This window comes from Kitasatospora sp. NPDC088264 (assembly GCF_040685715.1).
GTDB lineage: Bacteria > Actinomycetota > Actinomycetes > Streptomycetales > Streptomycetaceae > Kitasatospora.
Genome location: NZ_JBFBIR010000015.1, coordinates 81,069 through 93,026, shown reverse-complemented (window position 1 = coordinate 93,026; position 11,958 = coordinate 81,069). Strand labels below are relative to the sequence as shown.

At 73.0% G+C, this 11,958-nt stretch carries 10 protein-coding genes; 5 read left to right on the top strand and 5 right to left on the bottom strand.

Going from position 1 to position 11,958, the window contains the following annotated elements:
- The first annotated feature begins 118 nt into the window (after positions 1-118).
- A complete protein-coding gene (locus AB0O82_RS14890) occupies positions 119-1,204 on the top strand; it encodes a branched-chain amino acid ABC transporter permease (RefSeq protein ID WP_363583660.1) in 1,086 nt (361 codons plus the stop codon).
- Positions 1,201-2,106, top strand: a complete 906-nt coding sequence (locus tag AB0O82_RS14885; RefSeq protein WP_363583658.1) for an alpha/beta hydrolase — start codon at positions 1,201-1,203, stop codon at positions 2,104-2,106. Before AB0O82_RS14890 ends, AB0O82_RS14885 begins: the two co-directional genes overlap by 4 nt.
- Positions 2,107-2,195: 89 nt before the next feature.
- Here AB0O82_RS14885 and AB0O82_RS14880 read toward each other — a convergent pair whose 3' ends face one another.
- Positions 2,196-3,476, bottom strand: coding sequence for a hypothetical protein (locus AB0O82_RS14880; RefSeq protein WP_363583656.1), 1,281 nt, complete (start codon positions 3,474-3,476; stop codon positions 2,196-2,198).
- Positions 3,477-3,853: 377 nt separating this feature from the next.
- Complete coding sequence (locus AB0O82_RS14875; RefSeq protein ID WP_350882667.1) at positions 3,854-4,441, bottom strand: VTT domain-containing protein; 588 nt, start codon at positions 4,439-4,441, stop codon at positions 3,854-3,856.
- A 657-nt stretch (positions 4,442-5,098) separates the two neighbouring features.
- Here AB0O82_RS14875 and AB0O82_RS14870 point away from each other — a divergent pair.
- Positions 5,099-6,190 carry an LLM class flavin-dependent oxidoreductase gene (locus tag AB0O82_RS14870; protein WP_363583654.1) on the top strand — a complete coding sequence of 364 codons (1,092 nt, stop codon included), beginning with the start codon at positions 5,099-5,101 and terminating at the stop codon, positions 6,188-6,190.
- A gap of 56 nt (positions 6,191-6,246) precedes the next feature.
- On the opposite strand, the gene AB0O82_RS14865 is transcribed toward AB0O82_RS14870, so the two are convergent.
- Both AB0O82_RS14865 and AB0O82_RS14860 read right to left on the bottom strand, forming a co-directional pair.
- The gene (locus AB0O82_RS14865) at positions 6,247-8,214 is read right to left on the bottom strand and encodes an EAL domain-containing protein (RefSeq protein ID WP_363583652.1); all 1,968 of its coding nucleotides are present in this window, start codon (positions 8,212-8,214) and stop codon (positions 6,247-6,249) included.
- A gap of 645 nt (positions 8,215-8,859) precedes the next feature.
- The gene (locus AB0O82_RS14860; RefSeq protein ID WP_363583650.1) at positions 8,860-9,285 is read right to left on the bottom strand and encodes an OsmC family protein; all 426 of its coding nucleotides are present in this window, start codon (positions 9,283-9,285) and stop codon (positions 8,860-8,862) included.
- Positions 9,286-9,548: 263 nt separating this feature from the next.
- Between AB0O82_RS14860 and AB0O82_RS14855 the strand changes: the two genes are divergently transcribed.
- Positions 9,549-9,884, top strand: a complete 336-nt coding sequence (locus AB0O82_RS14855) for a chorismate mutase (RefSeq protein ID WP_363583648.1) — start codon at positions 9,549-9,551, stop codon at positions 9,882-9,884.
- Between the two features lie 155 nt (positions 9,885-10,039).
- Positions 10,040-10,849, top strand: coding sequence for a signal peptidase I (gene lepB / locus AB0O82_RS14850; RefSeq protein ID WP_363583646.1), 810 nt, complete (start codon positions 10,040-10,042; stop codon positions 10,847-10,849).
- Here lepB and AB0O82_RS14845 read toward each other — a convergent pair.
- Entirely contained in the window at positions 10,812-11,870 is a 1,059-nt protein-coding gene (locus AB0O82_RS14845; RefSeq protein WP_363583644.1) for an EamA family transporter, read from the bottom strand. The genes lepB and AB0O82_RS14845 overlap by 38 nt on opposite strands.
- Positions 11,871-11,958 lie beyond the last annotated feature (88 nt).

Sequence of the window (11,958 nt, the reverse complement as noted above, 5' to 3'; positions counted from 1 at the left end):
CACCGTCACTGTGGCAAGGGGGACTGACACCAGCCTTGCCGGGACCCATTGTGAACACACGACCGACCTCGGCGCCATCCCTCGAACAGGTGATTCAGTCACTAATCGCTGGACACCGGTGCACAGAGCGCTACGCTGGTGGCCGATCGCCCTGCTGATCACGCTCCTTGTCGCCCCATATAGTGCGCTTCCCGTCCCGGGACTGCTCGACGGCCCGCTCGGCAGCCCCGGCAGCCTGCAACTGCTCGCCCTGTGCCTGCTCTACGGGGCCCTCGCCTCCGGCTACGACCTCCTGCTCGGCCGTACCGGACTGCTCTCCTTCGGCCACGCTCTCTACTTCGCGACCGGCCTCTACGCCACCGACCTCGGCATGCTGGAACTACGACTGCCGTTCGCCGCCGCGGCGGTCTTCGGCGTCGCCTGTACCGTCGCGCTGGCCCTGCTGCTCGGCTCGGTGAGCCTCCGCGTCACCGGCATCGGCTTCTCCATGGTCACCCTCGCCTTCGCCCAGGCCGGCTCGATCCTCGTCCAGCGCAACCCCGGTGGCGTCACCGGCGGAGAGGAGGGCCGCTCCGCCCCGGCCGACCTGCTGCCCTCCGGCCTGCTCGGGATCGAGAACACCGCCAACCTCTACTGGATCGCCGTCGGCTACCTGGTGCTGACGGTCGCCGTGGTCCACTGGGCCGTCAACTCGCCGGCCGGACGGGTCTGGGAGGGGATCAAGGAGAACGAGCGCCGGGTGGAGGTGCTCGGACTGCGGCCCTACGGCTACAAGTTGGTCGCCTTCGTCCTCGCCGGCGGCCTCGCCGGGTTGGGCGGGGTGGTCTACCTGCTGCTGACCGGCGGCGCCACCCCGCAGGCCGCCGGCTCCGACGCCACGCTCGCCCTGCTGGTGATGGTGGTGCTCGGCGGCTCGGGGACTCGCTGGGGTCCGCTGCTCGGCGGTGTCCTCTACACCTGGGCCGGCCACCGGCTCGGCGACCTCGCCAACTCGACGACGATCGCGGACCTGCCCGCGGTCCTGCGGGTGCCGCTCTCCCAACCCCTGTTCCTGCTGGGCACCCTGTTCGTCGCGGTGGTCTACCTGCTGCCCGGTGGCCTGGCTAGACTGCCTGCCCGCATCCGCGCCGCCCGATCCGCCCGTGCGGTCCGCACCCCGGCCGCTGCCCGGACCGCCCGTCCCACCGGAGGTACCCCCGCGTGAGCCAGTCGCCCCTGAAGCCCGAGGAGTTGACCGTCGCCGTGCCCGGAGGGGAGCTGGCGGTCCTGCGCTGGCCCGCCGCCGAGCCGGACGTCCCGACGGTCGTGGCGGTGCACGGCATCACCGCCAACGGCCTCGCCTGGTACGAGGTCGCCCGCCAACTCGCCGGGCGGGTCACCCTGCTCGCGCCCGACCTGCGGGGGCGCGGCGGGAGCCGCGCGGTCGCCGGGCCGTACGGGCTGGCCCGGCACGCCGACGACGTGGCCGCACTGATCACGGCCCTCGGCACAGGCCCGACCACCGTGGTCGGCCACTCGATGGGCGCCTGGGTCACCGCCCTGGCCGCCGTCCGGCACCCGGAACTCGTCCGCCGGGTGCTGCTGGTGGACGGCGCGCTGACCTTCCCGCTGCCGGAGGGCATCCGTGAGGAGGACGCGCTGGCCGCGGTGCTCGGCCCCGCGCTGGCCCGGCTGTCGATGACCTTCCCGGACCGGGACGCGTACCGGGAGTTCTGGCAGCGGCACCCGGCCTTCGGGGCGGCCTGGTCGGCGGAGATCGACGCCTACACCCAGCGCGACCTGGTCGGCGTCGAGCCCGAACTGCGCTCCTCCTGCGTGCTGGAGGCCGTGCAGACCGACGGTGCCCAGGTCCTGCTGGACCAGGACGCGGCCACCGCCGTGCACCGGCTGCCCTGCCCGGCCGAACTGCTCTGGGCCGAGCGCGGCCTGCTCGACGAGCCCCAGGGCCTCTACGACCACCAGCGGATCGGACTGGCCGGGCTGGACCGGGAGCGGGTGCCGGCCTCGCTCGTGCCGGACACCAACCACTACTCGATCCTCTGGGGAGAGCCGGGGGCCGAGCGCATCGTCCGCGGCCTGCTCGCGGACGTCACCGCCGCGGGGTAACGGGCCCGGCCCCGACGACGGCGGCCGGCGGGGTCCGTCCACCCCGCCGGCCGCGCCTGTCTCGTTCTGCCCTGCTCGGTCCGCCCGTCTCAGCCCGCGGCGCCGAGGAAGGTCTCCCAACCGCCGCTCGGCGCCTGGCCGACGTTGAGCGTGCGCAGCTTGCGCAGGGTGGACTGGTCCTGCACCTCCAGCCACTCGACCAGCTGCCTGAAGGAGACCAGCCGGACGTCCGGCTTGCCCGCGATGGTCTTGAGGGTCTCCTCGACGGCGTCCATGTAGATGCCGCCGTTCCACTGCTCGAAGTGGTTGCCGATGAAGAACGGCGCACGGTTGCTGTTGTAGGCGCGGTCGAAGCCGGCCAGGTAGGAGTCCTTGGCCTGGGTGCGCCAGTCGTTGTACTTGGACGGGTCGCCCTTGGTGCTGCCCGCGGACTGGTTGGCCAGGATGTTGTAGTCCATCGACAGCACCTGGAAGGTGTGCCCGGGGAACGGGATGGACTGCAGCGGGAAGTCCCAGACCTTGCCGTCCTGCACCTTCTGCGGCCATATCTGCAGGCCGCCGGAGGAGCTGGCGTCGTACTTCCAGCCCAGCTTCGCGACCGTCGGCAGGAGCGCCTTCTGGCCCTCCAGGCAGGGAGTGCGGCCGCCGATGAGCTCCTTCTTGTAGTCGAAGGGCAGCGGGTCGACGTCGGTGAAGCCGGTGTTGGTCCGCCACTGGGTCACGAAGCCGATCGCCTGGTCGATCTCGCTCTGCCAGTCCTCCGGGGTCCACATGTTGACCCCGTTCTTGTCCGGGCGGCTGGAGCAGAAGTGCCCGTTGAAGTGGGTGCCGATCTCGTGCCCGGCCAGCCACGCCTGGCTGACGAGCTTGAGCGTGCTCTTGACCGCGCCGTCCGACAGGTACGGGATGTCGGAGGCGCCGACCGAGTGCTTCGGCGGGTGGTACAGGTCGGCCTTGCCCTTGGGTAGGGCGTAGATCCCGGAGAGGAAGAAGGTCATCGTGGCCTTGTACTGTTCCGCCAGCTTGAGGAAGCGGGGGAACTGGCCGTCGTCGGTGCCACCCGCGCCGTCCCAGGAGAACACCACGAACTGCGGCGGCCGCTCGCCGGGCTTGAGCTTCTCGGGCTTCGGCTGGTTCGGCTGCGGGCCGGTGTCGGCGTTGGAGCCGTCGCCGATCGGAGTGCCCTTGGGCACCCCCGTCTTGGTCGGGTCGGTCGTGCCCGCCGGGGTGGTGCCGGGGCTGCCGCCGGTCGTGGGGGAGGAGGAGTTCTGGTTCGAACCGGATCCGCTGCTGGAACAGGCGGCGACCGCGCCGAGGGCCGCGGTCGCCGCGGTCGCACTGAGCACCGTCCTGCGCGAGATGCTGGTCATGGTCTCCCCTGGGTGCCGATGCCGGTGGTGAGGGCGGCCCGGGGCCGCACCGGTCAAATCGGGCAATTGATGAATTTTCCGCCGTTAGCATGCCATGTGGCCGCAGCGGCCACCAAGGCCGTCGACCCTCTACGAGAGTCAACACGTCAGCAGGACCGGGCTGGGCTGCAAGGATTCGTGGTCTGTTGCCGTCCTGTGACGCTTCGCTCCTCGCGCCGCCAGGGGAGTACGGTACCGCCGGTCCGGCGGGGCGGGTCAGAGTTCGTCATCGCTCGGTACGGCTCGTCGCCCGTCCGGGCAGAGCTCGCCGATCGCGGGGGCGCGGCGAGGGGCGGCCGGGGCGCCCGGGGCCGGGGGTGCAGGCCGAGGCGCAGCGGTCAGAGCGCGGCGAGCCGCCGGTTGCGGCGCACTATTCGCGCGATCGCGGTGCTGACGATGGTGGCGGCGGTGCAGGACACCGCGAGGCTCAGCCAGGCGGTGTCGAACCAGTGGCTGTTCAGCCAGCCCAGCGTCACGATGTAGGCGGCCCAGACCAGCGCCGCCAGTGCCGACCAGTGCAGGAAGCGGTGCGGGTGGGCGGGGGAGTGGCCGATGGCCACGTCCAGGACGGTCCGCCCGGCCGGGACGAACCGGGCGACCACCACCATGGCCGCGGCCGCCCCGTGAGGGCGTTCGACCAGGGCCTGCTGGACCCTGGTCACGCTGGCCGCCAGTTCCGGGCGCTGGGCGAGCCGGCGCTGGAGCAGCGGGGCGCCGCGCCGGGCGAGGTGCAGGAGGAGGAGGTCGCCGAGGAACGAGGCCACTGCCACGCCCAGGCCGAGCAGCACCGGGGCGCCGTCGATCCGCGCCGTCTTGAGCACCGCCAGGATGACCAGTGTCCCGCTGGGGATGAAGGGGAGGAGGGCGTCTCCGAGCACGGCGAAGAGCGCCAGGGCGCAGATCCACGAGGATCCGATCGCCGCCACGAAGTTCAAGGCCTGTACTCCCTCCACGCCGCCCGGGGGAGCAGGTGGCTGCTGAGGTCAACGCTAGCGCCTCGACTTTTCATGCCATGAAGCACCCCGGTATGCCATGGGTCACAGACCCCGGCCCCGACCTGCGCAAAGGCGCGAGCCCCCGGAGCGGGGTGCCGCTCCGGGGGCTCGCGGGGATCGATCGGCGCTGGTCCAGCCCGGCGATCTTGCTGGCGGAACGCGGATCCTGTTGGGCGATCCGGTCCTGTCCACCAGCCTGCCGGACGCCGCCCACCGGTCGCGAGCCCTCCGCCTGGCGACTTCCGGCGCTGGCATGAAGTCGCCAGGCGTGTCCGTGCGCTGGCTCTCCGTCATTCGAATGGCCGGTCGGCGGCACCGTACCGGGCCGTGCCCGCCGGCGCCGAGCAGGGCCGGATCGGGGCCGGATCGGGGCCGGCGTACGGGTCGGAGCGGGGTCGCTGCACGGGCCGCGACGGAGCGGGCGTGAGGTCGGCGCGGTGACCGGCGTGCAGGCCGGCACGTGCCGGATGCGGGAACAGCTGGCTCGGCGCGGTGGTTGACCCCGGTCGGCAGCAGCGACCGCCGGGCCACCCGAGACCCGCGGTCGCCCACCAGGGCCGGCTCACGAAAGCCAGAAGGGCGGACGGCATGACCACCGAGGACCAGCAGGAGCACCCGACCGAACCGCGGACCGGCGCGGCGATCCGGGGCACCGCCCGCGGCACGGCGCCCGCCCCGCTCTCCATCCTCGACCTGGCCACCGTGGGCGTCGGCTACACGCCCGCCGAGGCCCTGGCCGCGACCACCGCGCTGGCCCGCAACGCCGAGCAGTGGGGCTACCACCGCTTCTGGGTGGCCGAGCACCACGGCATGCCGGGAGTGGCCAGCTCCACCCCGGCCGTCCTGCTCGCCCACCTCGGCGCCAACACCACGACCCTGCGGCTGGGCTCGGGCGGGGTGATGCTCCCCAACCACGCCCCGCTGGCCATCGCCGAGCAGTTCGGCCTGCTGGAGGCCCTGCACCCGGGCCGGATCGACCTGGGGCTCGGCCGCGCCCCCGGCACCGACCCGGCCACCGCCCGGGCGCTGCGCCGCGGCCGCGCCGAGGGCGCCGACGACTTCCCGCAGCAGCTCGCCGAGCTGACCCACTTCCTCGACGGCGACTTCCCCTCCGGCCACCCCTACGCCCAGCTGACCGCCGTCCCCCGGGGCGACGGGCGCCCGCCGGTCTGGCTGCTCGGGTCCTCCGGCTTCAGCGCCCAGCTGGCCGGCCGCCTCGGCCTGCCGTTCGCCTTCGCCCACCACTTCAGCAGCGTCAACACCATCCCGGCGCTCGACCTCTACCGGGAGTCCTTCCGGCCCTCCGCGGTGCTCGCCGAGCCCTATGCGCTGATCGGTGTGAGCGCGGTCGCCGCCGAGGACGAGGGCGCGGCCCGTCGCCTCGCCCGCTCCGCGGCCCTCGGCATGCTCCGGCTGCGGCGCGGCAACCCCGGCCCGATCCCCACTCCGGAGGAGGCCGAGGCCTACCAGTACAGTCCGGCCGAGGCGGAGTTCATCGACAGCTGGCTCGACAACGTGGTGCTCGGCGCCCCGGGCGAGGTCGCGGACGGGCTGGAGGCCCTGCGCAAGCGGACGGGCGTCGACGAGCTGATGGTCACCTCGCACATCCACGGCCACGAGGCCCGGCTCCGCTCCTACGGCCTGATCGCCGAGGCGTACGGCCTGACGGCGGAAGGCTGACGGCCGAGGCCTGAGCGCGGGAGGCCTGAACGGAGCGGCCCGGCCGCCGGCCCCGGTTACCGGCTGGTGTCCGGGCCGGGGCGGCCCTCGCGGAGTATGGCGGCGACGAGCTCGGCCTCGCCCGGCCGGGCGAAGTACCAGCCCTGGGCGGTGTCGCAGCCGGTCAGCCGCAGCCGTTCGGCCTGCGCGGCGCTCTCGATGCCCTCGGCGGTGACGGTCAGGCCGAGGGTGTGGGCCAGCTGCACCATCGCGCCCACGATCTGCTCGTCGGCGTCGCTGCGGCGGGAGCCGAGCTCGGGGAGCTCCGAAGGGTTCGTCGCCGGGGCCGGGTCGCGGAACCCCTCGATGAAGGTGCCGTCGAGCTTCAGGACGTGTACCGGCAGCCGGGAGAGGTAGGCCAGGTTGGAGTAGCCGGTGCCGAAGTCGTCGATCGCGATCCGCACGCCCATGTCCGCGAGCGCCTGGAGCGCCTGCAACGGCCGTCCGCCGGGGCCGAGCAGGGCGCTCTCGGTGATCTCCAGCTGGAGCAGCCGCGCCGGCAACCCGGTGCGTTCGAGGGCGCGGGCGACGTCGGCGACCACGTCGGAGTCCCAGATCTGGCGGGCGGCCAGATTGACGCTCACGAAGGTCTCGGTCTCGGGGAACTCGGTGAGCCACTGCCGGGCCTGGCGGCAGGACTCCTCCAGCACCCAGGTGCCGAGGGGCACGATCGCGCCGGTCTCCTCGGCGAGCGGGATGAAGCGGTCCGGGGAGAGCGTCCCGTAGCGGGGGTGGCGCCAGCGGACGAGGGCCTCCGCGCCGTGGACGGCTCCGTCGGCCAGGCCGACCAGCGGCTGGTACTCGATGGTGAACTCGCCGCGCTCCAGGGCGGGCCGCAGCGCGGTGGCGAGGAGCTGGCGGGTCAGCTGGTGGGCGCCGCGGTCCGGGTCGTAGAGGGTCCAGCGGGCGCGGCCGTCGGCCTTGGACCAGTAGAGCGTGGCGTCGGCGTCCTTGACCAGGTCGGTGGGGGTGGTCTCGTGCACGGACCGTTCGACGACGCCGACGCTGGCCGTGATGACCAGCCGGTGTCCGGCGACGTCGAAGGGGTGTTCCAGTTCCTGGAGGATCCGGGCGGCCAGGTCGGTCAGTTGGTCGCTGCCCCGGCTGTCGGTGACCAGGACGGCGAATTCGTCACCGCCCATCCGGGCCACCAGGTGGGCGTCGTGCTCGGAGAACCCGCGGCGCAGCCGGGCGGCGACGGCGATCAGCAACTGGTCGCCGATGTGGTGCCCGAGCGTCTCGTTGATCGCCGCGAAGCCGTCGAGGTCCAGGTAGCAGACGCCGACCCGGCGCCCGTCCGCCGGTGCGAGGACGGTGTCGCTGGTGCCGGCGGTGTCGGGGGTGTTGGGGGTGTTGGGGGCCTCGGCGGGCTCAGCAGCCCCGGTGGCCCCGGTGGCCGTGACGCAGGCGGCGTCGAGCCGTTCGAAGAAGGACGTCCGGTTGGGCAGTCGGGTCAGCGGGTCGTGCAGGGCTTGGTACTCCAGGCGGTCACCGAGCCGGCGCTGCTCGGTGATGTCCTCCACCAGCGCGAGGGTGTAGAGCGGCTGGCCGGCGCCGTCCCGGATCAGCGAGACGGTGACCTTGCTCCAGACGGTGCGGCCCTCGCGGTGCTTGAGCTGCTTCTCCACGCGGAACCGCTCCCGCCCGCCGTGGACGAGTTCGGGGAAGAGTCGGTGCGGCATGCCCTCCGGATCGATGATCTCGTGCAGGTGGGTGCGGACCAGTTCGCCGACGCCGCGTCCGATCAGGGCGGCGAAGGCGGGATTGACCTCGATGATCCGGTCCTCGGGGTCGATCAGGGCCATCCCGATGACCGCGTCGCAGAAGGCGGCCCGGAAGCGGGATTCGCTGGCCCGCAGCGCGGCCAGCAGCCGGTCGTTCCCGCCGTTCTCCTGGCCGGGGCCGTCGACGGCGCTCCGGTGGGTGCCGTCGGTCAGCGGCGCCGAGCAGGTGGGGCAGAGCAGCATCCCGGGGTCGTCCAGCACGGTTCCCGTCGCACCCGTCGCACCCGTCGCACCCGTCGTGCCGACGGCCCGGCCGCCGGCCGCGACAGCACCGACGGCCGTGACGGAACCGGCGACGCCGACCGGACCGACCGGACCGACCGGACCGACCGAATCAACCGAACCAGCCGGACCGACGGTGCTGATGTTCGGGCCCAGGAGGGGTGTTGTGAGGTGACGGTGGTGCGGTGTTTCCTCGTGCCGCACGCCCGGGTGGTGTGCGTCGGCCCCCTCGTTCTGGCCCGGCACGGCATGCTCCCGTCCGCTGCTGACGCTGGATGCTGGTCCGGCCGGCCAATCGGGACTCCGGCGGCCGGCTCCGCACTCTGTCGAGGTCCTCGGAGTCGGTCCGGTGCGGGGCGCCCGCCGTGGGGCGCTGTCGCGCGGAGACCCGCGTGAAGAACAGGGCGCTGCGGCCGATCATAGGCCGCGGCGGCAACGCGCGGTGACCGCCGCCAGGGTGATTCGCCCGCTTTGTGATCATGTGCGGCGGTACATGCAGACGCCCCCGGTGCACATCACATGATGTGCGCCAGGGGCGCGTGCGCCGAGATCGCGCCCCCGGGCGCCGACCGCGCGCCCGGAGCGGCCGGAGCGCGCCGGGATCCGTCGCGATCCGTCGGGGCGTCAGGCCAGCTTGGCGGTGAGGGTGATGGTGGTGCCGGCGAGCGCCTTGCTGACCGGGCAGTTGGCCTTGGCGTCCTCGGCGGCCTTGGTGAAGTCGGCCTCGTCCAGTCCGGGCACCTCACCGGTGACGGTCAGGTGGATGCCGGTGATGCCGGTGCCGGGCTGGAAGGTGACGTCGGCCTGGGTGTCCAGCTTGACGGGCGGGGTGCCGGCGCCGGTCAGGCCGTGTGAGAGGGCCATCGAGAAGCACGCGGAGTGAGCGGCGGCGATCAGCTCCTCCGGGCTGGTCTTGCCGTTGGGCTGTTCGGCCCGGGCCGGCCAGGAGACGGGGTACTCGCCGATCCCGGACGAGGCGAAGGTCACCTGCCCCTTGCCGTCGAGCAGGTTGCCCTCCCAAGCGGTGCGGGCGGTGCGGGTGGTTGCCACGATCGGTACCTCCATTACTGAGGGACTGCTGAGTCGTCACTTCCGGTCATGCGCGCACCAGCCTACGGGGCGGCCCCGGTTCGGCCCGGGGCGGCACGGGCCCGGATCGGTACGGGGCGCCGGGTGGCGCGGGCGATGTCCGGATTGTGGACGGATCCGCCTAAAGGTGCGGCTCCACCACGGGGGCCCTGTTAGATTTGCCCGGGCCCGAGCCCGGCCGCTGTACGGCCGGGTGCCCACTTCAGACACCGGGAGCCGCCCCGATGACGGACCACCCCACGACCCCCGACGCCGGCCTGCCCGACGGGGTCGACGCCGCCGTGCGGGCGGAGCTGACCAGCCTGCGCGAGAGCATCGACAACATCGACGCCGCGGTGGTCCACATGCTGGCCGAGCGCTTCAAGGCGACCCAGCGGGTCGGCAGGCTCAAGGCCGAGCACAAGCTGCCGCCGGCCGATCCGGCACGTGAGCGCGACCAGATCAAGCGGCTGCGGGAGCTGGCCGCCGGGGCCAAGCTGGACCCGGTCTTCGCCGAGAAGTTCCTGACGTTCATCATCGCCGAGGTCATCCGGCACCACGAGGCCATCGCCCGCGCTTGAGAGCACCCCTGAGGGGGCCGGTGTTGAGCCGTCGAGAACGGCCCCGGCGCCGCCCGGCCCGGACATGTCGGGGGCGGCTAAACGCCGGATTTCGTGAGGCTCCGGGGTTGGCGTAGCGTGCAGGTTCCCCCAGCCGGAGAGGTGGAGCAGCGACGATGGCGGTGAACCTGCCCGAAACGCCGAGCGATGCCGGGTCCGGTCCGGCCCCCGCCGCCGGACGCGACCCCGGTGCTTCCGACGCCCGTGAAGCGCCCGGAGGCCGCGCCGAGGCCCGCCGCCGTGCGCGCGGTTCTCGCGGCCGCAAGGCCCGGCGGACCGGGCGCAGGCCCCGGCCCTGGTGGATCGAGATCCCGGCGATGGCGGCGGTGGGCCTGGTGGTCGCGCTGCTGATCAAGACCTGCCTGTTCCAGGTGTTCACCATCCCGTCCGGCTCGATGGAGAACACGCTGCGGATCGGCGACCGGGTGGGCGTGAACAAGCTGGCGCCGTTGACCGGCTGGAAGCCGGAGCCCGGGCAGCCGGTGGTGTTCAAGGATCCGGGTGGCTGGCTCCCGCCGCAGCCCATCGACTCGAACCCGTTCACCAACGCGGCCGGCTCGGTGCTGAGCTTCGTCGGCCTGGTGCCGCCGAAGGACGACAACTACCTGGTCAAGCGGGTCATCGCGACCGGCGGCCAGACCGTGCAGTGCACGGGCACCACGCTGACCGTCGACGGGAAGAAGGTCGACGAGCCGTACCTGCACCCCGGTGACGACTCCTGCGCGGGCCTGGACTTCGGGCCGGTGACGGTGCCCTCGGGCCACGTCTGGGTCGAGGGCGACCACCGCAGCGACTCGGCGGACTCCCGCTACCACCAGCGCGGTCCCGGGGACGGGGCCGTGCCGGTGGACAACGTGGTCGGGCCGGTGTCGGCCGTGGTGTGGCCGCTCAATCACCTCGACTGGTTCGGCTGGTTCGGCCGCTGACCTGCCGCTCGGCGGCGACCCGTTCCGGAGAGTCCGGAGAGCCCGGAGCATCCCGGGCGTCCGGAGCACCCCCGGCGTCCGCTGCCTCCACGGCCGCCGGCTTGCCGGTCTGCGCCGCGAAGGCGCCGGTCAGCACGAGCAGGCCGCCCGCGATCTGCGGCAGACCGAGGTGCTCGCCGAGCAGCACCCAGGCCAGCACGGTGGCGACGACCGCCTCCAGGTTGGCCACCACCCCGGCGACCGGGGGCGAGAGGTGCCCGACGGCGATCACGCCGGTCAGGTAGGCGAGCACGGTCGCGATCAGGATCATCCAGGCGGCCGGGAGCAGCGCGGGCAGGGTGTGCCCGTTCATCACCACGGATCCGCCGAGCGTGCTCCAGTCGGCCTGCCAGGGCCGGGTGAAGACGGTGAGCAGGACGGCGCCGATCAGCAGCCCGAACGCGCTGACCGCCAGTGGGTCGACCGGGCGCTCGCCCCGGCGTCCGGCGTCGGCGAGCACGAAGTAGCCGACCTGGCAGCAGGCCGCGCCGAGGGCGAAGAGCACGCCCAGCGCGTCGAAGCTCAGGCCGTTCCAGACCTCCACCACGCAGGCCAGCCCGGCGACCGCGACGCCGGCGCCGATCGCGGCGCCCCGGCTGATCGGCTTGCGCTGGACGAACTTGACGTAGCCGATGAGCAGCGGCGGTCCGAGGTACTCGATGAGCAGGGCGACGCCGACCGGGATGCGGGAGATCGCCGCGAAGTAGCAGGCCTGGACGCCGGCCACGGCGAGCAGGCCGAACCCGATCAGCAGGCCGGGGCGGCGCAGGACGGCGTCCCGGTGGCGGTAGGCGATGGGGAGCAGGGCCACGGCGGCGCCGGTGACCCGGAGCCACACCACGTGCAGCGGTGAGAGGCCGGCCTCGATCAGTGGTTTCGCGGCGGTGCCGGAGCCGCCGAAGGCGAACGCGGAGACCAGCGCGAGGCTGAGGCCGAGGGTTCTGCCCGTGGGGAGGGTGGGCGAGGCCGTTGATCTGTGCACCGACGCATTGTGGCAGTCATACCGGGCGGTCAGTAAGGTGCCATTCCGTCATTTGGTCCTGCACGGAACTGTGCGCAGCGGCGCACTC